Here is a 24,127-nt window from a genome sequence, read left to right on the forward strand (position 1 = left end):
ATGAACAGGAAATGCCTATGTCGCAAAATGGTTTTGATGCGCTGAATGCAATTAAAACGCCCGTGTGGCTCATATCTCCTGTTTCAGAACAGATCATTTTTGCCAATGTGGCCGCAACACAGCTGATGGGTAATAAAACACTGGATGGCTTGCGTAAAGGCACCTGTTCCGCAAGTGCGCAAAGCGTGTTGTCGATGTATGTTCCTGAACTGAAAAACGATCACGATATTGTCGAGATCTGGACGATTAGCCGTGCCGGGCAAGATACACCGTTAAGCTGCCGCCTCTCTCTCTCCCACTTCACGCCTTATGGCGATGTTATCGTTTTTGAAGGGATTTCTTCTCAGGCCCCATCAGGTCTGAAAGCCAGCCGTTCCACAACCTATCAGCGTAAAAAACAGGGTTTTTACGCCCGTTTTTTCCTGACCAACAGTGCGCCAATGCTGTTAATCGACCCAGCTCGCGACGGGCAAATTGTCGATGCAAACCTGGCCGCGCTCAGCTTTTATGGCTATTCGCATGATGAAATGTGCAATAAACACACCTGGGAGATAAATACCCTGGGGAGAGGTGTCATGCCCATTATGACGGAGATTGCCGCACTGCCCGGCGGACATAAGCCGTTTAATTTTGTTCACCGTCTTGCCGATGGCACCACCCGCCATGTCCAGACCTACGCGGGGCCCATTGAGATTTACGGTGACAAACTGATGTTGTGCATCATCCATGATATCACCGAACAAAAAAGGCTCGAGCTGGAGCTGGAAAATGCGGCGTTACGTGACTCAATGACAGGCTTACTTAACCGACGCCAGTTCTACAATATTATCGATCAAACCAACCTGAGCCACCTTTCCGCGCAACAGCAATTTAGCCTGCTGCTGGTGGATACCGATCTTTTTAAAAACATCAACGACCTCTTCGGCCATCTGAAAGGTGATGAGGTGCTTATCGCCCTTTCCCGCACGCTGGAAGCCTGCAGCAGGCAAGATGACCTCGTGTTTCGCTGGGGAGGGGAAGAGTTTGTCATCCTGCTGCCGCGCACCTGTCTCGACACTGCCATGAAGATTGCCGAATCCGTCCGCGCGGCGGTAACCCGTATCACCATACCCGGATTACCCCGTTTTACCGTCAGCATTGGTGTGGCAAGGCATGAACCGGAAGAGAGTATTGATGAGCTGTTTAAACGCGTAGACGACGCGCTCTATCGCGCCAAAAACGATGGACGTAATAAAGTCCTTGCGGCATGAGACTGGAGTATACGGGAAAGCGTCGTTACAATGCCCCACTTATGTAAATCACTGACAGGTGGGTAGTCGCTACAATGGGAAAGACTGAAATAATACTCACCTTAATCATTTTCATCCTTATTATATTTGGCTTGTGGTTTATTTTTAGCGGTGAGATCTGGTATTTCGTTGAATATCTGGAAAATACCCTGTACCCGACCTTCGATGCGCTGTAGTGCAATAATTCATTTGCTTATTTTGCCTGTGCTCTGACGGGCTTTTTTATTTCCGGCAATCGAGCCATACCAGGCTATATCTTAATCATCTCTATAAATAAAGGTGAGGAAAGATGAGCAAGAAAATCCTGATGTTGGTTGGCGATTACGCCGAAGATTATGAAACCATGGTCCCGTTTCAGGCATTACAGATGATTGGTCATCAGGTGGATGCCGTTTGCCCCGACAAACCTAAGGGGGACTACATCATGACGGCAATCCATGACTTCGACGGTGCCCAGACCTACAGCGAAAAGCCCGGCCACCGTTTTGTCCTCAATGCTGACTTTTCCGCCGCACGGGAGCAGGATTATGACGCACTGCTTATCCCGGGCGGCAGAGCGCCAGAATATTTGCGGTTAAATGACGATGTGCTCAAGCTGGTGCAGGCATTTGACGCGGCACGTAAGCCAATCGCCGCCGTGTGCCATGGTCCGCAACTGCTTGCTGCTGCCGGCATACTAAAAGGCCGAACCTGCAGCGCCTACCCGGCGAGTGCGCCTGAAGTGCGTCTTAGCGGTGGTCACTACGCCAGTATCGGCATCGACCAGGCACATGTAGACGGTAATCTGGTCACCGCCCCCGCCTGGCCCGCTCATCCACAGTGGCTGGCGAAGTTTAGCGCATTGCTGGAGTAACAGTGGTGCTGCCCAACAGCGGCACGCGCGGGCATAAGTAAAAACTGGCGCCAGAATGCGCCAGTTTTCAGTGCGACAAGGTTATTCTCTCCCGTCAGTGCTTCTCAATATACATCGTCCGGCTATACGCCACATCTTCCGGGTTATTAATAGGATAGCCTTTCACCCATGGCTTAATCAGGCGGCCATTGGTGTACTGATAAATCGGCGCGATAGGCGCTTTCTCCGTGAGGATTTTTTCCGCCATGTTGTAGTCCGTATTGCGCGCTTTCGCCGTGGTTTCCAGCGTCGCCTGGTGGATAATTTTATCGTAGGCCGGGTCGTTGAAACGCGAGATGTTACCGCTGTGGGTTGAGGTCAGCAGCGAAAGGAATGTCGATGGCTCGTTGTAATCGCCCACCCAGGAGGCGCGGATCACGTCAAAGTTACCGGTATTACGGCTGTCAATATACGTTTTCCACTCCTGGTTTTGCAGTTTGACATCCACACCGAGATTTTTCTTCCACATTGACGCCACCGCGATGGCAATCTTCTGATGATTTTCTGAAGTATTGTACAGCAGGGTCAGCTTCAGCGGACGCTGAGGGCCATACCCCGCGGCCTGCAGCAAGGTTTTCGCCTGGGCGTTCAGCTCCTGCTGCGACATCTGTTCAAATGGCGAGGCCTCCGGGGTGAACCCGGCCGTCACGTCAGGCGTGAAGTGCCATGCGGGCTTCTCTCCCGTGCCTAACACTTTTTCCGCCATAATGCGGCGATCGATGGTCATGCTCAGCGCCAGGCGAACGCGGGAGTCGGCCGTTGGGCCCTTTTGCGTATTGAACGCATAGTAATACGTGCCCAGCTGAGGCGGCGTGTAAACCTGTCCCGGAATATTCTTCAGGAGCTTCTGATACATGTTTTTTGGGAACGATTCGGTAATATCAATATCACCCGCCAGATAACGTTTGCTGGCCGATGATTCCTGGTTAATCGGTACGAAGGTGACCTTTTGCAGGACGGTTTTTGCATTGTCCCAGTAGTGGGTATTGGGGACGACAACCAGTTTTTCATTCACCACGCGGTCATTCAGGACATAGGCACCATTGCCGACCAGAGATCCCGGACGGGTCCACTCTTTACCACTTTCTACGTTGGCTTTTTGCACCGGGTAGAAGGCAAAGTTAGCCGTCAGATTACTGAACCACGGCAGCGGTTTGTCCAACTGGACGCGTAATGTTCTGGCATCGACCGCCGTTACGCCAAGCGTATCGGGTGCAGCTTTACCATCAATAATGGCCTGCGCGTTGTTGATACCCGCCAGGGCAGCAAACCAGGCAAACGGAGAGGTCGTTTTCGGATCAACCAGACGCTGCCAGCTGTAGACAAAATCCTGGGCGGTGACAGGCGAACCGTCGGACCACTTCGCGTTATCGCGAAGGGTAAATGTCCAGATGCGGTTATCGTTGCTCTGCCAGCGCGTTGCCACTCCCGGCGTCAACTCCCCTTTCTCATTCTGATTCACCAGACCTTCGAAGAGATCGCGAATCACCTGAATCTCTGGCAGCCCCACCGCTTTTGCCGGATCGAGTGAAGCCGGTTCGTCTTTAATGTGTCTGACCAGCTCCTGTTTTTGCGCCAGTGCCGTACCCTGTGGCACATCCGCAGCGAAAGAGAGTGAAGAGAGTCCGCACAGGCACAGTGCGGCAAAAAGACGCGAAACAGGATGCTTCATAAGATCCCCTTTAATGAATTCAGGTAACAAGCAGATGCGTAATTATTTGTTTCGACAAAAAGAAATGCAAATAACTTACTCCCGAATAGTGATTTAAGGCAATCCTCAACCATTTCGGAAACTATTTGATTAACCGCGTGTTTTGCACAACACTGCGAGTAGTGATCTTTTTATCAGGATTTCGTATGACAACCACCCGACCGAGAGCGGAACGCGGCGTCTTTCCGCCGGGCGCTGAGCAATATGGCCGCTCATTTTTAGGCGCATCGTTGATCTGGTTCCCCGCCCCCGATGCCGACCGCGACAGCGGCTTGATTCTTGCCGGCACGCACGGTGACGAAAACTCCTCCATCGTGACGCTTTCATGCGCGCTGCGGACACTAACGCCCTCATTACGGCGTCATCACGTGATTCTGGCGGTTAACCCGGACGGCTGTCAGCTCGGTCTACGCGCCAATGCGAGAGGCGTAGACTTAAATCGTAATTTCCCGGCAGCAAACTGGCGCGCCGGAGAAACCGTTTATCGCTGGAACAGCTCCGCCGAGGAGCGTGATGTGGTTCTGCTGACGGGAGATAAACCGGGCTCGGAGCCTGAAACCCAGGCGCTGTGCCAGCTCATCCATAAGATCCACCCTGCATGGATTGTCTCTTTCCACGATCCGCTGGCGTGTATTGAAGATCCACGTCACTCCGAGCTGGGCGCCTGGCTGGCGAAAGCATTTTCCCTGCCACTCGTCACCAGCGTCGGCTATGAAACGCCAGGATCATTCGGTAGCTGGTGCGCCGATTTGAGCCTGCCCTGCATTACCGCTGAATTCCCGGCGATCTCGTCCGACGAAGCCAGCGAAAAGTACTTAAAAGCCATGATGGAGCTTTTACGCTGGCAGCCTCAGAGATGAAGCACGCCGCTGGTAAAATTAAGCGCGGGTGACACATCAACCGCCAGCCACGTCGGGCCATCCAGATCGGCGAAACGGACCTGATTAACCAGCGGTAGCGCCGCGCCGATCGCCCGGGACGTGCAGAGCATGCAGCCCAGCATCAGCGCAAATCCCTGCGCCCGGGCCTCTTCCGCCAGGGCCAGCGCCTCTGTCAGGCCGCCGGTCTTGTCGAGCTTAATATTGACCATCTCATAGCGCCCCTGAAGGTCGCTCAAACGTTCCCGGGTATGGCAGCTTTCATCCGCGCAGACGGGCAATGGATGGATAAAATTATTCAGCGCCACATCATCTTCTGCTGGCAGAGGCTGCTCCAGCATGGCGACCCCCAGGTCGGCCAGCAGCTGACATCGTGCGGCCAGCCCTTCCGGGTGCCAGGATTCGTTGGCGTCAACAATGAGCGTGGCGGCCGGAACCGCTGAGCTAATAGCGACCATTCGCTCGCTGATCAGGCGATCGTCGAGTTTCACTTTCAATAGCGTTGCCCCGGCGTCATAGAGCGCTTTTGCGCTGGCGGCCATCTGTTCCGGCTCACCGATTACCACCGTTTGCGCGGTAACCACCGATTCCGGCAGCACCACGCCCAGCAATGACGTCAGCGATGTTTGCTGTTTCGCCGCTTCCAGGTTCCAGAGCGCACAATCAATGGCGTTGCGCGCGGCCCCGGCGGGTAAACGGTGCTGGAGCGCCTCGCGAGAAAGTCCGGTTTGCAGGTCCGGAACCAGCGTCATGATATGCGCCATGACCGACGCGAGACTTTCCCCATAGCGCGGGTAAGGCGTGCATTCACCCACGCCTTTAAAACCGTCCTCTTCGATTTCAACGACCACCACGCTGGCTTCGCTTCGGCTGCCGCGAGAGATCACAAACGGGGTATGCAATGGCCAGGCTTCTTCATAGACCTTAACGCTTCTCATCACTGACTCCTTGCGGCCCGGAAAGGCGAAAAAATTGGTTTGCCGTGTTATCTGCTGATGGCATACACTAGCCCCGACGTTAACTATATGTAAACAGGAAGATATCTATGTCACAACTCGTTCATTTCCAGGGCAACCCGGTTGCTGTTGCAGGTTCCATTCCGCAGGCTGGCAGCAAAGCGCAGGCTTTTACTCTGGTGGCTAAAGATCTGTCTGACGTCACACTGGCTCAGTTTGCGGGTAAACGCAAAGTGCTGAACATTTTCCCAAGCATTGATACCGGCGTTTGCGCTGCCTCCGTGCGTAAATTCAACCAACTGGCCACCGAAATGGACAACACCGTGGTGCTGTGCATTTCCGCTGACCTGCCATTCGCCCAGTCCCGCTTCTGCGGCGCTGAAGGCCTGAGCAACGTTATCACCCTCTCCACCCTGCGTAGCCCGGATTTCCTCGAAAAATACGGTGTTAGCATCGCGGAAGGTCCACTGAAAGGTCTGGCTGCACGCGCTGTACTGGTTATTGATGAAAACGACACTGTCCTTTTCAGCGAACTGGTTAACGAAATTACGACCGAGCCGGATTACACCGCCGCACTGGACACGCTTAAAGCATAACAGTGACTTAGCAATTTATACTGCGTTTTCAAAACCTCGCGATGGCGGGGTTTTTTATTACCCACACGCTGAATCGTTAAAGCATAAATATGATAACTTCACAGTATTTATGCAAATAAATATCAACAACTCAACAATAACACGATCTTTCCCACATAATACTGGTTAATATTGATCATCTTCGCCCTCAGTGAAGCCCATCACATTTCCCTTTACGGCAAAACATTAGATTTGCTTACGAAATCAAATAATCGTTTCAGCAAAAAGGGATCAAAATGAAAATAAAACTGGCTTTAACGCTCCTTGCGGTACTGGTTTCGGGTCACGCCGCAGCAAAAACGTGGGTGCTGACCAGCGCTGAAAGCAGCGTAGAAAAAGGAAACTGGAAGATTTCCAGCGATGAGCTGAAAATTAACGACCAAACGTTCAGCATTGAGCAGAAAGTGTTGCACGGCGGAAAGCAGGAAGGCAGTAAAGTTATCATTATCAGCAGTAAAAACGGTCTGACAATTACCCTGAGCCCGACGCGCGGAATGAATCTTCTGCATGTGGAAGGTTTTGGTACCCGACTGGGGTGGAATTCTCCCGTTAAAGAGGTCGTTAACCCGGCGTATATAAATCTGGAAAGCCGAAACGGCCTCGGCTGGCTGGAAGGATTCAATGAGATGATGGTCCGCTGTGGTTATGAGTGGACGGGACATCCGGTCACGGCTGACGGCCAGATTTATACGCTTCACGGCAAGGCCGGTAATACCCCGGCTTCTCAGGTCGAAGTTGACGTTGCGGATACCGCCCCGTATGAAATTCGTATTCGCGGGTTAATCAAAGAGAGCACGTTTAAAAAAGCGGATCTGCAAACCATGACCGAACTGCGTTACGTTCCAGGCACTAACCAGTTCAGCCTGCATGATGTCCTGACAAACCATGCCGATTACCCTCATGACTATCAAATCATCTATCACAGTAACTTCGGGACGCCGATCCTCGAAGAAGGCGCACGCTTCCTTGCTCCGGCGGTAAGCGTGAGCCCCTTCAACGATTACGCTAAAGCGGGCGTAGACAACTGGCAAACCTATGCCGGGCCGACAAAAGGCTTTGATGAGATGGTCTTTAACATCAAACCGCTTGCGGACAACAACCACGAAACCCTCGCGGCGGTGGTCAACAAAGCCGGCGATAAAGGCGCGTCAATTCAGTTTGATACACGCCAGCTACCCGTGCTGACCTTATGGAAAAATACCGATACGCCAAAGCAGGGGTATGTTACGGGGATTGAGCCGGGTACGAGCTACGCCTACCCCGTGACCATAGAACGTGAGCAGAAACGGGTTAAGCAATTACAGCCAGGGGCCAGCGCGCAGTTTGATCTCACCTATACCCTGCTTCATAGCCCGCAACAGGTGAAAGAGGTTGAAAACAGGATTGCGGCCATTCAGGGAGAGACAAAAACAGAAATCGTGACCACACCGCTGGCGAAAGAATAAACATTAAAAAAGCCTCTTTACAGAGGCTTTTTGCTATTCGTCACCCTTCTTATGATTCAAACCATACTCACGCAGCTTATTCGCAATCGCGGTATGCGATACGCCAAGCCGTTTTGCCAGTTTGCGAGTACTTGGATAGCTGCGATAAAGCTGCGTCAGGACGGAGCGTTCAAAGCGACTGGTAATATCATCCAGCGACCCTTCCATCGCCTCTTCACCTACCGATACCGTTCCGGCGTCGTAATCAGGCAGCAGAATATCCTGCGGACGCAGTTCATACCCTTCAAGCTGGGTGAGTGCACGATAAACGGCATTTTTAAGCTGACGGATGTTGCCCGGCCAACCGTAGCGCATTAACACCGTGCCGAGATCGGCAGAAAGCTTCGGACGCGGGACGCCCTGCTCGTCGGCAAAGCGGGCGACAAACAGTTCCGTTAACGGCATGATGTCCTGCGGACAATCGCGCAGCGGTGGAATGTTCAGCGTAAGGACGTTAAGGCGGTAATAGAGATCCTCGCGAAATATCCCCTTTTGCACCAGTTCCACCAGGTTTTTCTGGGTGGCACAGATGACGCGCACGTCCACATGCACCTCATGATCTTCACCGACGCGGCGGAAGGTTCCGTCGTTCAGGAAACGCAGCAGCTTGGCCTGCATGCGCGGCGACATTTCACCGATCTCATCCAGCAGCACGGAGCCGCCGTTAGCCTGCTCGAAGAACCCTTTCTTGCCTTCCGGCGCGTGTCCAAACAGTTCGCTTTCGACAGCATCTTCCGGGATAGAGGCGCAATTAAGTGCCAGATACGGTTTTGCCGCACGCGGGCTTGCCAGATGCACAGCGTGAGCCAGCAGATCTTTCCCGGTACCGGTATCACCAGTAATCAGCAGCGGCGCGGTCAGGCTGGCGAGCTTGCGCGCCTGGTCAACCACATGACGCATTTTCGGGCTGACGGCAATAATCTGGCTGAATGCGCCGACATCCTGGCTGGAGAGGTTTTGCAGCTGGCGGCCCATACGTAACGTCGAGCGCAGCATAATTACGGCACCGGTCAGTACGCGAGTGTCGCTTTCCCCTTTCAGATAAACCGGTGTGATCTCCATCAGGAAATTCTGTCCGTTTATCACTACATGCTCGCTATGGGTATTCTGCGGGTTGCTGTCCAGCCAGCGCTGGAAGTTAAAACCCGGGACCAGCTGTGCGGCATGTTGATTGCTGAGCTTCTCCTGGCTCTGTGCAAATAGCTGACAGCTTGCGTGGTTAACGCGCTCGACTTTACTTTTCAGATCCAGAGAGAGGAACGGTTCAGGCATGGCTTCCAGCAGCGCGCTCAGTGCCAGGTGCTCTCGCTCGGAGGGCATCCAGGGGATAGTGCGCACATCCGTAACGCCAGCGATACGGCGGATTTCCGCCATCAGACTGCTAAAGGTATTGAATTCAATTTCGGCAAAATTGAGGTAAATTCGCCCGACAGGATCGATCTCAATGCCACGTAAATCAATGCTACGTAAAACAAGAAGATCGAGTAACTCGCGGGTCAGACCGAGACGGTCTTCACAGAAGACTTCAAGACGCATGGGAAATTCACCGTTTTAAGCCAGTAACGTTAAAATGATATGTCAGAACACGGTGAACCGGAAGATGGCTGTCAACAAATATTGACAGCCAGCACGATAAGTGAACAAAACCTCACGGAGCAGGTTTTTTATTGAGCGTCTCTTTCAGCTGGCCGATCAGTTCGCGTCGAAAATCCCCCAGCCGTGGCTTATCGCCATCGATCCACGGCAACGGTCGGCACACTTCCATCGCCTTGATACCCAGACGCGCCGTCAGTAAGCCCGCGCCAATACCCTGCGCAGCGCGAGCCGAAAGACGCGCAGCCAGATCCTGCGACATCCAGTCCATGCCCACTTCACGCACCAGTTCGCTCGCACCAGCAAAGGCGATATTGAGTAACACCAGCTTGAACAGTCTGAGTCGACTGTAGTAACCCAGCTCGATACCGTAGAGATGAGCGATACGGTTAATCAAACGCAGGTTACGCCAGGCGATAAACGCCATATCCACCAGCGCCAGCGGGCTGACGGCAATCATCAGCGTGGACTCTGCCGCAGAACGGCTAATCTCGCGTCGCGCCTGGGCATCCAGTACCGGCTGAACCATATGGGAATAGAGCGTTACCACTTCCCGGTCATTCTGCGTTTCATGGATGGCGGCATACCAGCGCTGAAGCGCCGGATGCGACTGATCGATACCGGCCTGGCTGGCCAGTTTCTTACAAAACGCGCGGCCTTTGCCGGTTCCGTGGCTGTGGAGGAGATCCCGCGCTTCATCACGCTCATGCGCGCGCTGTCGCAGACGCCAGAGACGTCGCCACTCCGTCGCAACAGACCCCACGCCCGCGCCAACAATCAGCGCACCTGCGGCACATCCGCCCAGTGCGACCCAGTCCTGCGTTTGCCAGGCGTTCATCGCCCACTGGACGCCCTGCCCGACCACGCTGACGCCGAACAGTGCCAGACCGGCGGTGACCATCCTGCGCCACAAACTGCGTTTTGGACGCAAAGCAGCCTCCACGACCGCCTCCGCTGGCCCCTCCTCAACCGCGAGATCGTCCGGCAGTGCCGGGGCAAAGTTCTCTGCCTGCGTACCGCTGAACGTCTGCGTCGTTTTAAACGCTTCGCGATCCGCCTGCTCGAGCGTTCCGGTAAAATCTATGCGTGGTTTTAACGGTTCCGTCATCGCAATTTATCTCCAATCAAAAACTCCAGCGCCGCATCCAGACGGATGTGTGGTAACGGCCGATCGACGCTCATGGCCTGAGGGCGGAAGGCTTCAAACTGGAAACCCTGGCTCTGCCAGAAGGCCTGGCCCGGCAGCCTGGCAGGCACTTCGCCCGGGTAGACCGTAAGCGGCTCACCGTCGCTGAGGCGATTCCCGCGCAATGCCGGTATTTTCTCGCCGTTGAGATCAATGAGCCCGCTCTGCGTCGCCTGCACGGAGGCCAGCCCAAGACAATCCATGCTAATCCCTTCAAACGCGGCATTTTGCCACGCATCCTGCACCAGCTGCTGCAGCAGAGAAACCATGTTGGCATGCTGATCGACCGTCACGTGATCGGCTTTCGTGGCCGCGAACAGCAGCTTGTCGATCACCGGCGAGAAAAGACGACGGAACAGCGTCCGCTGCCCGTAGTGAAAACTCTGCATCAGCTGGGTCAGCGCGAGGCGCATATCGTTAAATGCCTGCGGCCCGCTGTTAAGCGGCTGCAGGCAATCTACCAGCACAATCTGGCGGTCGAAACGCAAGAAGTGGTTTTTATAAAATCCTTTGACCACTTTTTCGCAGTAGTAATTGTACCGCTCGCGCAGCATCCCGGCGTTCGTGTGTTTACCGGCCTGGGCCAGCTTCGATTCACCGGCGCCGTCCACATCTGGCCAGGGGAAGAACTGCAGCGCGGGCGCTCCGGCTAAGTCCCCCGGCAAGACAAAACGCCCCGGCTGGATGAAGTGCAGCCCTTCCTGTTTGCACTGATGAAGATAGTCCGTCCAGGCCTCGGCAATCGCCGCCAGACGGTTTTCATCCGCTGGTGCCAGCGGATCCAGGTCTTCACACAGCGCTCGCCATTTCGTTGACCACGCAGCGCGTTGTCCCTGCAGCAACCCTGTCATCTGACGGGACCAGCTAAGGTAGTCCTGCGCCAGCATCGGCAAATCGAGCAGCCATTCGCCCGGGTAATCGACGATTTCCAGATACAGGGTGGAGGTATCCTTGAAGTGGCGCATCAGGGATTCATTTGAGCGGAAACGCAGCGCAAGGCGAATTTCACTCACGCCTCGCGTCGGCGTCGGCCACGCGGGCGGATCCCCGTAGAGCTGTGCCAACCCTTCGTCATAGGTAAAACGAGGAATACCAAAATCGCGCTGAGGGACGCGCTTAACGCCCAGCAGACGCTCTTCTCTTACGGCGCTGAGCAACGGCAGGCGCGCTCCGGCGTGCAGGTTCAGGAGCTGGTTTACCATCGCCGTTATGAATGCCGTCTTGCCGCTGCGGCTTAGCCCGGTGACGGCCAGGCGCAGATGTCGGTCAACGCCACGGTTCACCAGTGAATTGAGTTCGTTCTTAAGTCGCTTCATCGCCATCCTTCATTGCCCGGAAGCCTGGAATGCATGGCTTCAGAATACAATAAATGGGGGCAGATCGTTGATTATCAATTCTTATTTATTGCTATTGCCGTTTTCTCTCCAGTAAGATGAGCGGCATTGCTGTCAGTCCGGAGTGAGTAAGGTGTATGTCACCCACCATCTATGATATCGCACGGGTTGCGGGCGTATCGAAATCAACCGTATCCCGCGTTCTGAATAAACAAACGAATATATCCCCCGAAGCACGTGACAAAGTGCTGAAGGCGATAGACGAATTAAATTATCAGCCCAACAAACTGGCCCGCGCACTGACCTCTTCTGGCTTCGATGCCATTATGGTTATTTCGACCCGCTCGACCAAAACCACAGCCGGTAACCCTTTTTTCTCTGATGTTCTTCATGCGATTACAACAAAAGCGGAAGAAGAAGGTTTTGACGTTATTTTGCAAACATCCAAAAGCAGCGAAGACGATCTGCTAAAATGTGTGAGCAAAATAAAGCAGAAGATGATCAAAGGCGTCATCATGCTGAGTTCACCGGCAAATGAATCTTTTTTCAGCACGCTGGATGCGTATGGCGTACCCGTCATCGTCATTGGCAAAGTGGAAGGTGATTATCAGAATATCTATTCCGTCGATACGGATAATTTTAATGACAGCGCCACGCTGACGGATAATTTCATTAAAAATGGGCGACGGAAAATTGCCTGTCTGCATGCACCGCTTGATTACCACGTTTCAATTGATCGTCTGGCGGGCTATAAAGCCAGTCTGGCAAAACATAATATTGCTATTCATTCCGACTGGATCATGGATGGTGGTTATACCCACGAGAGTGCACTCGCTGCGGCGATTACATTATTATCCTCGCCAGTTCCTCCTGATGCGGTATTCGCCACCGACAGCATGAAGTTGCTAAGCCTCTATCGTGCTGCGGATGAGTTAAATCTGATGATCCCTGAGCAGGTCGTGATAGCCGGATACAGCGACCCGATGCTCTCTCTCATTCTCACGCCAGCGCCAGGTGGGTTTGATATCCCTACTCGCAAGCTGGGTGAAGAGAGTTGCGATCTGCTCTTCAGGCGCATTAGTGGTCAACCTGCCCCGCAAAAAGTGCTTGTCGACACCCACTTTGTATTAGCGGCTTCTCTGCGCTAAAACCAGGGGCGGATCGCCCCTGGTAAGTGATGTATCAGAACGCGTAATTCACACCTACGCCCGCATAGTGGAAGCGGTCGCTCTCGCCCTCATCGTGGTTTTCCCATTCATACGCATATTCCAGCGTCATGGATAAACCGTTGTTGAAGTCATAGGCATACAGCATACCCAGGCGGTTGAAATCATGCCCTTCACGCGACGGATCGTCCTGCCAGTCCCAGTTTGACCAGCGGTCAAGACCCAGGCGGGTGTAAGGCGTTAAGGTTGTCTGGCCCAACGAAACAGGCAGATAGGCGCGAATTTCCTGCGTGGAAAACTCGCCGTTATTACGTGAGCTGTCCATATTGAAACCGCGCTCTAAATAGTAATTTACTTTTGCGGAGACGGTTTCATTGATAGTCCAGGTAAAGCCCGTTTCGGTCTCAACACGGCTGTCAGCATAACCGGTTTTTTCCAGATCGTTAGCAAACTGATACATAGCAAGCCAGCCACTAAAGCGCCAGTCATCGGTTAATTTAATATCCCAGTCTGGCTGTACTTTGTAGCGCTGCATATTTGCGCTGCCGTCTTTGGCACCGTGCTCATCTTTAAAGTGATAACCATAATTACGGAAGCCGCCGGTCAGACCAAAAGTAAAATCATCGGTTCCAATAAAGCGATAGCGTAATTCAAATTCCGGACGGTCAAAATAGGTTCCGCGCGTCATGCTGCTGTAATCAACGGGCCCTTCCTGATACATCGCCAGAGAAATTGTCCAGGCATCCCAGGTCGCATTAAACCACACGGAAGGTTCATATAATCCATCTTTATCGTCGCCCTGACCTTCGACGTTTTCAATTTCATACATGGCCCCGATATTAAATTCCCACTGTTTCGCAGTTTCTGCCGCTTGCGCACAGCTAACCCCTGCGCACAGAACGAGCGCAGCACTTTTTAGTAGAGTACTCATGAGATATTCCCTTTCTAATTAACCAACAAAAAACCGGAAATTTTCATTTCCGGCAAACACCTTTCTTATCTAATAGCCGCTTCTGTATCAGCGTCGAAGAAATGGCACTTATTCATATCGAACTGGATGCCAATATTATCTCCGGCGACGTAGTCATTCGCTGCACCTGCACGGACAACCAATTCATGCCCCCCTACGGTGGCATAAAGCATAAATTCAGCGCCGGTCAGTTCAGCCACGCTGACTTTCGCCGTGATGTCTTCTCCGCTGCTCTGCAGGGTAAGAATGTCTTCCGGGCGGATACCGAAGACGACCGCTTTACGCTGGTAACCTTGCGCATTCAGTTCGGCCAGCTTGTCTTCAGGGATCTCCAGACGCAACGTTTCCGTTACGAAATAACGATCGTCGATAGCACCACGAATGAAGTTCATCGCCGGTGAGCCAATGAACCCTGCGACAAACATATTGGCCGGCTCGTTGTACACTTGCTTCGGCGCCCCGACCTGCTGAATGATGCCGTCTTTTAAGATCACGATGCGGGTGGCCATCGTCATGGCTTCCGTCTGGTCGTGCGTAACATAAATCATGGTGGTATTAAGCTTCTGGTGCAGCTTGCTGATTTCAGCACGCATCTGTACGCGAAGCTTGGCATCAAGGTTGGACAGCGGTTCATCCATCAGGAAGACACCGGCTTCACGCACGATCGCCCGGCCTAACGCCACGCGCTGGCGCTGACCACCGGACAGTGCGCCTGGCTTACGCTTGAGATAATCACGTAACCCCAAAATCTGCGCCGCCCAGTTAACACGCTCCTCAATCACCGCAGGCGCTATTTTTTGCATTTTCAGGCCAAACGCCATGTTGTCGTAGACCGTCATATGCGGGTAAAGCGCGTAGTTCTGGAAGACCATCGCGATATCGCGAGATTTAGCGGGGACATCATTCATGCAGACCCCGTCAATGATCAGCTCACCGGCGCTGATCTCCTCCAGCCCGGCAATCATGCGCAGGGTCGTGGATTTACCACATCCCGATGGACCAACGAACACAATGAATTCTTTGTCTTCTATTTCGAGGTTGAAATCTTTAACCACATGGACCTGGTTATCGTAGATTTTCTGAATATGTTTTAGAGACAGTTGAGCCATAATTTATTCCTTATCAATACGCCGGGTTGCCCAGAATTCTGTCAGGCATGTCCAGGTCAGTTCCTGCGTTGAATGAAGTTGTAATCCTGCATGGTTAAGGCCAGGCCCAATCCCTACCGACAACATCCCTGCGGCGTTGATTGCCTGAACGCCCGCAGCGGCATCTTCAATGCCGATAGCCTCTTCAGGACGTACGTCCAGACCGGCACAGGCGGCGAGAAAAATCTCCGGGTCTGGCTTTGAGCGGTGAATGCGGGAAGCATCCGCGCAAAAATCAAATGCCTGATGAATGCCCAGCGCGTGCAAAATCCCCGGGGCATTGAGCGATACGGACGCCAGCCCAATTTTGACTTTCGCCGCACGGATCTCCGCCAGCACGTCTCGAATCCCCGGAAGCAGCGAATCCTGCGTCAGCGATGCCAGCGACTGGACATAACGCGCGTTTTTTTTCGTCGCAAGCGCAAGGCACTGCTCATCGCTAAACATCCCCTCTTTTCCGCCATGCTTCAGAATGCGCAGGAGAGAATCCATACGGCTTATTCCCTTCAGCTGTTCGTTAAAGACTTCGTCGAAGGTGATGCCAATTTCCTCCGCCACGGCTCGCCAGGCCAGAAAGTGGAGATGTGCGGTATCGGTGATCACACCGTCCAGATCGAATACAACAGCCTTAAGCGCCATGGTGCCCCTCCGTGGTAGCGGTCCCATTTTCAGATGCAAGAAAGTCCTTACGGGTGATAACTTTTCGCGCCGACACATGTAGCGTTTTGCCCCACAGCGTTAGCGTGGCAGGTGCGGTCGTTTCAATGGTTAACACCTCGTTTTCATAGGTGAAATGCAGGGTTGCGTTGCGCCACCGCAGTGGGAATGCCAGTTTCTGCCAGTGAGCAGGCAGTTTCGGCGCAAGATGCAGTTCCCCTTCGATAATTTGTAGGCCAGCAAACCCCTGAACCGCGCCAGACCAGATCGCACCGGTGGCGGCAGCATGTATCCCTTCATCACTGCTGTGCGGATCGTCACCCAAATCAATGCCGATGCCATCACGCCAGAAGGCATAGGCCCCCTGCGTGTCACCACATCGCGCGAGAACAATCCCGTGAATGGCTTTGCTCAATGACGAATCATGGATCGTGCGTGGCTCATAAAACGCCAGATTGGCGGCACACTGCTGCGGCGTAAACCGTTCCGGCAGCAGGTAGTTAAGCATCACCACATCGGCCTGCTTCAGGATCTGCATCTCGTTCACTTCCTCACGGGAATAATCGAGCAGAATCGTCTGCTTACCCGCTTTGGCTTTATAGCGGGTCAGATCAATGGCAGGTTTTGACATGAAGGAGTCATCCTGCGGGATCACACCCTCTGCATCGGCCTCTGGCAGCCATAAGCGCGCCAGGAACTGCGTGGCATTCTCCGTAAAACGCGCATCTTCACGCCCAAACATCGCCATAAACTGACGGGCACAGGCAACGTTGTGCCAGGCCAGATAGTTGGTGTAGGCGTTGTTATTCACATGTTCGGTGTATTCGTCCGGCCCTATTACGTCATGGATTTCGAGACGACCATTGATTTCCGTTGCGCGTCCCATCCAGAACGAGGCGGTTTCCATCAGCAGCGTCAGACCCTCATTACGCATAAAGGCATCATCATGTGTCGCCTGCCAGTAAGCGACGACGGCCCAGGCGATATCTGCCACGATGTGATGCTCAGCAAGCGCGGAGGCCACCTTCTGGCGTATCCCGGTACGGATGTTGATCGCCGCGAACTCTGGCGTTTCTTCCTCCCCACTCGCCGCGCTTTCCCATGGGAACAACGCGCCGGGCCAGCCGTTACGACGGGCTTTCTCCCGGGCGCCAGCGAGATTAAGCCAGCGATAACGCAGCAGGCTGCGGGCAATCTGCGGGCGGGTAAACAGATGGAAAGGCAGCAAGAATATTTCGGTATCCCAGAATATGTGGCCTTTATACCCCTCTCCCGTCAGCCCTTTCGCGGCGATACTGCTTCGCTCGTCATGGGCAGGCGTCATCGTGGTCAGGTGCCAGACCGCATAATCCAGCGCCATCTGATCCTGAGGTTCCGCAGACGTCACTTCCACACGAGCGTCACGCCAGACGGCTTTCCAGGCATACGCTGAACTTTCCAGCAAGGCGTCGTAGCCTCTTGCTGCGCAGACTTTGAGATCGGCCAGCGCGTTGCGAGCGAAAGACTCCTGCGACAGCGCTTTATCATTGCGATGGGTTACCCAGACAATTTTTTCAAGCGTGACAGTGTCACCCTGCGCAATCGTCAGGGAATGGTGCACGTTGAGACGACGATTTTTGGCGGTGAAACAGCTGTCGCTCTTCGTTGAGAGCTGACAAAACGCCGAAACGACGACGTCTGACGCCCGGTCCTGCGTTTCATACACGCCCTGCATGTAGTGCTGGTCAAAGACTCTGACCGAGATTTCATCCAGATGCTGTCTGCCGCTGTTCGTTTGCGTTGCATCAATACCGGTTTTCAGCACGGCCTGCGAAGCAGCATCAAGCGGTGTGATCGAAAGCTGTATGGCCACCAGAGGCAACTGGTCCAGCGACACAAAACGACGGCTTTCCAGCCGGTAACGGTTTCCGTCGGGCGAACGCCAGACAACGCGACGATGCAGCTCGCCGTTGGCAAAGGCCAGCTCGCGCTGCCACTCCAGAATCTCCCCTGCAAGGAGCGTGAAATTGACGCCATCCAGCTCAACATCAATGCCCGTGATATCGGGCAGATTGACGAGCTCGGTGGTTTCGTTGCGTCCCGCACGATGATACAGACCCGCAAGGTACATGCCTCTGGTTTGCAGGGTGTAATCTTCTTCATGCGCAGCGCGAATGCCCATGTAGCCATTGCCGCAGGCCATAACAGAGGCGTATTTATTCAGGCTGTGAGGACAAAAGCCCGGATCGGTTAAGACAGACACGTTCAGCATAATGTCACGCGTTCCCCTGTTTCTGCTGATTCATAAAGCGCGGCGACAAGCTGCTGAATAACCAGGCCCTGTTCTGCATCCGCGATCATGACGGGCTCTCCCTGCACATGGCGTACGAAAGCATCCATACTGCGTAAATGTCGCTGGTCATCAGCCTCTTCACGCTGCGCGAGGGTGACTAACGCCCCGGCTTCGTCGTTATAGATGTGCGCCGGGAACAGCGTTGCTCCCGCTTTTTCGCCGCAGAAAGCGACATTCATGATGGACTGCTCGCGGATGTTAAGCGCAAAGGAGGTGTCCAGACGCAGAATGCCGCCGTTACAGAATTCAATCGTGCCAAACAGGGCATCCTCAACGGTGTATTGCGTAGGATCCCACTCGCCAAACTGGCCGGTGCTTTTGTGGTTTCCCAGCCTCTGAAAGCTGTGCGCGGTCACACGCTTTACCGCAGGGAAACCCAGGACATACATGGCGGCATCAAGCATATGAATGCCGATATCAATCAGCGGTCCGCCACCCTGTAATGATTTGTTGGTAAACACGCCCCACCCCGGCACACCGCACCGCCTCACAGCCTGCGCCGATGTGAAGTAAACTTCACCGAGCGTGCCATTCATTACAGCCTCTCGCAGTTGCTGGGTATCCAGGGCAAAGCGGTGGTGAAAATCATAGGCCAGCACTTTGCCTGCTTTACGCGCCGCGATGCGCATCTGGTCGGCCTGTTGCGGCGTCATCGCCGGGGGTTTTTCACACATCACATGACACCCCGCTTCGAGGGCCGCCATCACATGTTCAAAATGGAACCGGTTAGGCGAACAGACGCTCACCACGTCCGGCTTCACCGTTTGCAACATCTCGTGAGCGTCCTGCCATGCCGATGGAATAGCATAACGTTCCGCGAACGCCTGTGCCTGCTCAAGGCGGCTGTCCATGACAGCCACCATGTGAACATCACTGCGCGTGGCGTAATACGAGGCATGCACTTTGTCCGCGACCTGCCCGGCGCCAATAATGGCGACGCGCAGAGGCGAAGGTGTAGTAGCACTCATCACGCTCGTCATCCTTAGCATTCACGCAAATAAGTGAGTGAGTCCTGATAAGCCTGAGCCGGATTGTCGGCGCGAACACGGCACTCATACACCACATAACCCTGGTAGTTATCGGCACGCAGCTGATCGAACAGGCTGGCGAAATCGAGGCTGCCGCTGCCCGGTTGATAGCGGTGGTTATCAGCAATATGCACATGCCCCAGCAGATCGCGGTTCTGATGCAGCGCATCCGTCAGCGAGTCTTCTTCAATGTTCATATGATAGAAATCACCGATGATCTGCACGTGCTTGAGATCGTTCTCTTCGATATAACGACGCGCGTCTGCCAGGGTATTGATCATATGATCCTGGTAGCGGTTCAGCGGTTCCAGGTAGACGGTCGTACCGGTGCGTGCAGCAACCTCATCCAGCCAGCGCAGCGACGCGCTTACCGCTTTGCGGTCGCCGTCCAGGCTGCGTGGGGAGGTCATTGGCGGCAAACGGAAGGTAAACATTCCCCAGGCCGCAGGCACGATAATGCCCTTTCCACCCACTTCAGCCAGGGCTTGCAGAATGCGTTCGATCTGCTGCAGCCCGTTGAGACGACGCTCTTCGATAAAGTCACCGATCCAGCCATCGTATCCGCCACATGCCGTCGTCACCGGCAGACCCGTGGCTTTGATAGCCGCTTTCACTTCGTCGAGGTTTTCAACCAGCAGTTTGCCGTCAATTTCGTAGCCATCAAAACCCATCGCTTTGATGTACTCGAATTTTTCCATGATGTTGGCTGGGAAAAAGGCCTGGTTTTGCGTTGCGATTTTCATGATTTGCTGTCCTTAGCTTAAAAAGTGACGCCCATTTTGATACTGAGTTCCGGATGCTGATCGACATACTTCATGTAGCTTTCCGGGCTGGAGGTGAAGGTCACGACCGGGTCAATCAGATCGTCGCAGTTGAGATAACCGTTCATCAGCAATTCCCAGCAGGTCTCCTCGATACGCTTGCGGCTCCAGCGCGGGTAGTCCGGGTTGGGTTCGCTGCAGGCGCGGGAGAAAACAATCTTCGCGTTATTGAAGTGTGCTTCGCGGCCGAGGTTGAAACCCGCGGCAAATGGCTTAGCGAACGCAACGTAGGAGATGGTGCCGCCGTAGGCAAGTCCACGCAGCGCAGACTGCAGTGCATCCGCAAAACCGCTGGTCTCGATGATCACGTCCGCGCCCTGCTTGCCGGTCAGCTTTTTAATTTCCAGACCCACATCGGTGCCGATTGGGTTCAGACAGTGATCTGCGCCATGACGGCGAGCGATCTCACAGCGGTGCTCGATAGGATCGACACCGATGACCACTGACGCACCGGCTTTTTTTGCCAGCTGAATGGCAATCTGTCCGATGGCGCCCAGACCGACCACCACCACAAAGTCACCTACACGGACATTGGCATCACGCACGCCGCTCATGGCGAACTGCGCCGGATCGTAGCAAACAGCGTTTTTCCAGGATGCGCCCTGCGGCATTTTGCGCAGCTTGTAGTTGTTAACCGCATTGACAATGACCGTCTCCTGCAGTGGACCATAGCAACAGACGCTGTCGCCTGGCTGGTATTCCGTTACGTCAGCACCACATTCAATAATGTCGCCGACGATCATGTTCCCCAGCTGGAATTTACCGAATTCGATACCGCGCGCAGCGCCCTCTTCACGCGGCGTAAACATCTGCCACTCCGCGTTGAACTCTTCATCAATAAACGGGCTTGCTGCACGGAAATCCACAACTTCGGTACCGTGTTTTGGTGCACCAAAACGGGCACGAATTTTCACTTCATGTGCTTCCACAGCACGATCTTCATATTCCACGAGCGCCGCCACGCGAGGCGCTGTCGCAACTAACTTTTTCATAACTTGCTCCTGATAAAAAATTGGCCGCCTCAGCCCTTAACGCCACCGGCGGTCAAACCACTTTTAATAAAACGTTCAGAAAGTGCGTACATGATGACCACCGGAAGCGCCGTCACCAGCGATGCCGCCATCATGCGACCCCAGATATAATCTGGTGTGCTAAAGAGCGTGTTCAGCCCGACCGGCAGCGTAAAGTTGCTGGCGCTGGACAGGAAAATGGAGGCAAACAGGTAGTCGTTCCATGCCACCATGAAGCAGTAAACAAACACCGACACGAGACCGGAAATCGCCAGCGGCACGGTAATGCGGAAGATGATTTGCAGGCGGTTCAGACCATCCATCATCGCGGCCTCTTCTATTTCGTCCGGGATGGTGTCGAAATAGCTGCGCAGCATGAATACCGCCGTAGGTAATGTCTGGGTCACCATGGTGATGATCAGCGCCAGCTCCGTGTCATAAATGCCGAGCGCGGTGATGATCTTGAACAGCGGCACCACCAGCAAAATCCCGGAGAACATATAAACGGTGTAGAAGCTCGCATTGATCGTCGTGCGTCCTTTAAAACGCAGTTTGGACAAGGCGTAAGCCCCCAGCGTGCCAAGGAACACCGCAATCACCGACGAGGTCAGCGATACCACCATGCTGTTGCGGAAGTAATCCACAAACGGGAAGATCAGCGGGTTAAAGATGTCGACATAATGCTGAAGCGTCCACGCCTGCGGCAAAATAGTCGGGTGCAGCGATATAGCCTCTTTCGCGCTCTTAAACGACGTCATCAGCATCACGAAGAACGGGAACAGCGTGATGATCAGAAATACCGCCAGCCCCAGATAAAAACCAATACGGCTAAGTACGCGTTTATTTGTTGCCATTGAGGTTTACCCTTTTTCTGGTCAGCAGAATCACAGCGAAGATGATCACAAACAGCACCACAGAAATTGCTGCTGCTTTACCCAAGTCATTGAATGCGAATGCGGTTTTATAGAGATAGACGCCTAAAATATCGACCTTCGTGGTCAGCAGGTAGACATCCGCAAACATGTAGAACATCCAGATGGTTCGCAGCGTCACCACCGTAGCCAGCACTGGCATGATGGCGGGCAACGTCACGATACGAAAACGCTGCCAGGCGTTAGCCCCGTCCATCTCTGCGGCTTCGTACAACGATTTGTCGATGGTCTGCAAAATCGCCAGGAATGAAATGAAGGCGTACGGGAAGTAGCGCCAGATGGCGAACAGCACGACCAACACAAAGCTACTGCCGGGATTGTCGAACCACAGCGGTGCCTGGTCATAAAGGTGCAGCAGATCAACGCCCAGGTAGTTCACAATGCCGTAGCCGTTGTTGAACATATATTTCCAGGCAAACACCAGGGAAATAGACGGCGTCACGTAGGATAAAATCACCAGTGAACGTGCCGTTTTGCGCATCCGAAATTCGCGATTAAAGAAGATCGCCACGGCCAGCCCCAGCCCGGTGCTGCCCATCACCACCAGCGCCGTGTACCAGAACGTCATCCACAGCGAGTGCCAGAATGCCGCATCACTGAGGATGCGAATGTAATTGTCCAGCCCAACAAACACAGCGCTAATGCGCGGGTTAAGCGGCAGTCGTAAGAAACTGATTTCAATATTGGAAATCATTGGCCAGGCCACCAGGCCCCCCAGCAAAATCAGGCTGGGGGCCAACAGCAGCATGGCGAAAGGCATATCTGATCGACCAGAAAACAACGTCTTCATAATTTCCTTCCGCAAAGCGCTCCTATCGTTGTGAAATCAGGTCAGCCAGTCGCTTCTGGCTATTGCTGAGCGTGGCGCTGAGATCTTGTTTACCCACCGTGACGTTATGCACCATGGAACTGATAATGCCGGACCCGGTGACATCGCCCATGCGGGTAAAGTTCTTGTCGCCCACAGCGCCAAATACCTGCACATTTGGGAACTGAGCAATCAGCTCATAAGGCAGTTGCCCAAACGCTTTAATGACCTCGTTGTTTTTCCAGGTATCCGTACCTACCACCAGCTTGTTCACCGGCAGCGCCGCACCAGGTGACATCATGACCCAGTCGGTTGCGTTTTGAGCCTGCTCCATCCACGTCACAAACTTTTCAGCCGCCTGCGTTTCACCTTCAGATTGCCCCGTGGTGATCGTCAGCGATGTGATCATGCCGTAGACTGCAGAGGTCTTTTCGGTAGGGACTACGAAGCCAAGATTGGCAGGGTTTCCATCATGGAATACCGCAGGCAGGATGTAGGTGGAATAAACCGCCATCGGTGCGGAACCGTTCATGAAGGCATCTTTGATCTCCATGACGTCGTTCGAGCCCGGCATGGTGGTCGCGGCCAGCGCCTTATAAAAAGAGAGCGCTTTCGCCATCTCAGGGGTATCGATTTCGACGTTCCCGTTGGCATCAAAAACGTTCGCGCCGCCGGAAAGTGCAAACTGGGAGAATGCCTGCTCGGTCATGACGCTTTCCGCGGTAGGCAGCGCAATGCCGTAATGTTTTTTGGCCGGGTCGTTAAGTTTCTCACTGGCCTTCAGCAGTTGTTCCCAGTTGTGAGGCTCCTCAATACCCACAGCAGCCAGCACATCTTTGTGATACCAGACGCCGGACAGCCAGGCACTCATTGGCACGCCCGTCCAGGCGGTACCGTCTTCGGTACGGACTACGCGCAGGATCCCGTCATAGAAGGTGTTTTCGCCTACCGCTTTAATGGCTTCGCCAATCGCCTTGCGATCCAGCAGCTGTTCCTTATCCATGACTTTTGCGTAATCATGGCTGACTTCAATCACCTCAGGCAGCGCCCCGGTTCTCGCGAGCGTAATCACCTTGGTGTTGTAGGCGTCTTCTTCCACAGGCACCTGTTTCACCGTGATGCCAGGGTTCTCTTTTTCAAATTTCTCGATCAGTTTCGTAATAACCGCCTGACGCTCCTGCTCTACTGAAGAGTGCATAAACTCAATGGTCACAGCAGACGTTTTATCATCCTTACAGCCTGATAACAGGGCGCACGAAACCAGTGCTGATAACAGCACAATTTTGGGCATTTTCAT

Annotated in this window: 22 protein-coding genes; 7 read left to right on the forward strand and 15 right to left on the reverse strand. The window is 53.8% G+C overall.

The features are described from left to right. Positions 1-17: 17 nt before the first annotated feature. From ACOTY9_RS03020 to ACOTY9_RS03030, 3 genes are all read left to right on the forward strand, one after another. Positions 18-1,250, forward strand: coding sequence for a sensor domain-containing diguanylate cyclase (locus tag ACOTY9_RS03020; protein ID WP_348565478.1), 1,233 nt, complete (start codon positions 18-20; stop codon positions 1,248-1,250). Between the two features lie 74 nt (positions 1,251-1,324). Next, positions 1,325-1,465 carry an Ecr family regulatory small membrane protein gene (locus ACOTY9_RS03025; protein WP_014884038.1) on the forward strand — a complete coding sequence of 47 codons (141 nt, stop codon included), beginning with the start codon at positions 1,325-1,327 and terminating at the stop codon, positions 1,463-1,465. A 113-nt stretch (positions 1,466-1,578) separates the two neighbouring features. After that, positions 1,579-2,142 (forward strand): DJ-1/PfpI family protein, encoded by a 564-nt coding sequence (locus tag ACOTY9_RS03030; protein ID WP_348565477.1) that lies wholly within the window; start codon positions 1,579-1,581, stop codon positions 2,140-2,142. 94 nt (positions 2,143-2,236) lie between these two features. On the opposite strand, the gene ACOTY9_RS03035 is transcribed toward ACOTY9_RS03030, so the two are convergent. Next, the gene (locus ACOTY9_RS03035; protein ID WP_348565476.1) at positions 2,237-3,853 is read right to left on the reverse strand and encodes a peptide ABC transporter substrate-binding protein; all 1,617 of its coding nucleotides are present in this window, start codon (positions 3,851-3,853) and stop codon (positions 2,237-2,239) included. 185 nt (positions 3,854-4,038) lie between these two features. On the opposite strand from ACOTY9_RS03035, the gene mpaA reads away from it, so the two are divergent. Next, complete coding sequence (mpaA, locus tag ACOTY9_RS03040; protein ID WP_348565475.1) at positions 4,039-4,752, forward strand: murein tripeptide amidase MpaA; 714 nt, start codon at positions 4,039-4,041, stop codon at positions 4,750-4,752. On the opposite strand, the gene ycjG is transcribed toward mpaA, so the two are convergent. Beyond that, a complete protein-coding gene (gene ycjG, locus ACOTY9_RS03045) occupies positions 4,743-5,708 on the reverse strand; it encodes an L-Ala-D/L-Glu epimerase (protein WP_348565474.1) in 966 nt (321 codons plus the stop codon). The two genes, mpaA and ycjG, sit on opposite strands and share 10 nt — an antisense overlap. Before the next feature lie 107 nt (positions 5,709-5,815). Here ycjG and tpx point away from each other — a divergent pair, with 107 nt between their 5' ends. Both tpx and ACOTY9_RS03055 read left to right on the forward strand, forming a co-directional pair. Beyond that, positions 5,816-6,322: a thiol peroxidase gene (gene tpx, locus ACOTY9_RS03050; RefSeq protein WP_045135272.1), complete on the forward strand. Its 507-nt coding sequence runs from the start codon at positions 5,816-5,818 to the stop codon at positions 6,320-6,322. 275 nt (positions 6,323-6,597) lie between these two features. Continuing rightward, on the forward strand, positions 6,598-7,806 hold the full coding sequence (locus ACOTY9_RS03055) for an aldose 1-epimerase family protein (protein ID WP_063434310.1): 1,209 nt from the start codon (positions 6,598-6,600) through the stop codon (positions 7,804-7,806). 33 nt (positions 7,807-7,839) lie between these two features. Here the strand turns inward: ACOTY9_RS03055 and tyrR are convergent, their stop codons facing one another. The 3 genes from tyrR to ACOTY9_RS03070 all read right to left on the reverse strand — a co-directional run bounded on the left by tyrR (position 7,840) and on the right by ACOTY9_RS03070 (position 11,940). Continuing rightward, positions 7,840-9,381 carry a transcriptional regulator TyrR gene (gene tyrR / locus ACOTY9_RS03060; RefSeq protein WP_014884045.1) on the reverse strand — a complete coding sequence of 514 codons (1,542 nt, stop codon included), beginning with the start codon at positions 9,379-9,381 and terminating at the stop codon, positions 7,840-7,842. 112 nt (positions 9,382-9,493) lie between these two features. After that, a complete protein-coding gene (locus tag ACOTY9_RS03065; RefSeq protein ID WP_348565473.1) occupies positions 9,494-10,546 on the reverse strand; it encodes a YcjF family protein in 1,053 nt (350 codons plus the stop codon). Further along, positions 10,543-11,940: a YcjX family protein gene (locus ACOTY9_RS03070; RefSeq protein ID WP_200924259.1), complete on the reverse strand. Its 1,398-nt coding sequence runs from the start codon at positions 11,938-11,940 to the stop codon at positions 10,543-10,545. The genes ACOTY9_RS03065 and ACOTY9_RS03070 overlap by 4 nt, the downstream gene beginning before the upstream one ends. Positions 11,941-12,095: 155 nt before the next feature. Here ACOTY9_RS03070 and ACOTY9_RS03075 point away from each other — a divergent pair, with 155 nt between their 5' ends. Next, on the forward strand, positions 12,096-13,106 hold the full coding sequence (locus ACOTY9_RS03075; RefSeq protein ID WP_348565472.1) for a LacI family DNA-binding transcriptional regulator: 1,011 nt from the start codon (positions 12,096-12,098) through the stop codon (positions 13,104-13,106). 34 nt (positions 13,107-13,140) lie between these two features. On the opposite strand, the gene ACOTY9_RS03080 is transcribed toward ACOTY9_RS03075, so the two are convergent. From ACOTY9_RS03080 to ACOTY9_RS03125, 10 genes are all read right to left on the reverse strand, one after another. Further along, positions 13,141-14,055 (reverse strand): OmpG family monomeric porin, encoded by a 915-nt coding sequence (locus ACOTY9_RS03080; protein ID WP_014884049.1) that lies wholly within the window; start codon positions 14,053-14,055, stop codon positions 13,141-13,143. 65 nt (positions 14,056-14,120) lie between these two features. Beyond that, complete coding sequence (locus tag ACOTY9_RS03085) at positions 14,121-15,203, reverse strand: ABC transporter ATP-binding protein (RefSeq protein WP_014884050.1); 1,083 nt, start codon at positions 15,201-15,203, stop codon at positions 14,121-14,123. A 3-nt stretch (positions 15,204-15,206) separates the two neighbouring features. Beyond that, positions 15,207-15,881, reverse strand: coding sequence for a beta-phosphoglucomutase (gene pgmB / locus ACOTY9_RS03090; RefSeq protein WP_014884051.1), 675 nt, complete (start codon positions 15,879-15,881; stop codon positions 15,207-15,209). Continuing rightward, positions 15,871-18,150: a glycoside hydrolase family 65 protein gene (locus ACOTY9_RS03095; protein ID WP_348565471.1), complete on the reverse strand. Its 2,280-nt coding sequence runs from the start codon at positions 18,148-18,150 to the stop codon at positions 15,871-15,873. Before ACOTY9_RS03095 ends, pgmB begins: the two co-directional genes overlap by 11 nt. Continuing rightward, on the reverse strand, positions 18,144-19,202 hold the full coding sequence (locus ACOTY9_RS03100) for a Gfo/Idh/MocA family oxidoreductase (RefSeq protein ID WP_348565470.1): 1,059 nt from the start codon (positions 19,200-19,202) through the stop codon (positions 18,144-18,146). The genes ACOTY9_RS03095 and ACOTY9_RS03100 overlap by 7 nt, the downstream gene beginning before the upstream one ends. 11 nt (positions 19,203-19,213) lie before the next feature. Further along, positions 19,214-20,002 (reverse strand): sugar phosphate isomerase/epimerase family protein, encoded by a 789-nt coding sequence (locus tag ACOTY9_RS03105; protein ID WP_032636319.1) that lies wholly within the window; start codon positions 20,000-20,002, stop codon positions 19,214-19,216. A 17-nt stretch (positions 20,003-20,019) separates the two neighbouring features. Then, entirely contained in the window at positions 20,020-21,072 is a 1,053-nt protein-coding gene (locus tag ACOTY9_RS03110; RefSeq protein WP_023338367.1) for a zinc-dependent alcohol dehydrogenase, read from the reverse strand. A gap of 29 nt (positions 21,073-21,101) precedes the next feature. Next, entirely contained in the window at positions 21,102-21,944 is an 843-nt protein-coding gene (locus ACOTY9_RS03115; protein WP_014884056.1) for a carbohydrate ABC transporter permease, read from the reverse strand. Then, the gene (locus ACOTY9_RS03120; protein ID WP_014884057.1) at positions 21,931-22,812 is read right to left on the reverse strand and encodes a carbohydrate ABC transporter permease; all 882 of its coding nucleotides are present in this window, start codon (positions 22,810-22,812) and stop codon (positions 21,931-21,933) included. The genes ACOTY9_RS03115 and ACOTY9_RS03120 overlap by 14 nt, the downstream gene beginning before the upstream one ends. 22 nt (positions 22,813-22,834) lie before the next feature. Further along, on the reverse strand, positions 22,835-24,127 hold the full coding sequence (locus ACOTY9_RS03125) for an ABC transporter substrate-binding protein (RefSeq protein ID WP_348565469.1): 1,293 nt from the start codon (positions 24,125-24,127) through the stop codon (positions 22,835-22,837).

The sequence above is a fragment of the Enterobacter cloacae complex sp. SHL012 genome (assembly GCF_049237505.1).
In the GTDB taxonomy this organism is placed as follows: Bacteria; Pseudomonadota; Gammaproteobacteria; order Enterobacterales; family Enterobacteriaceae; genus Enterobacter; species Enterobacter kobei.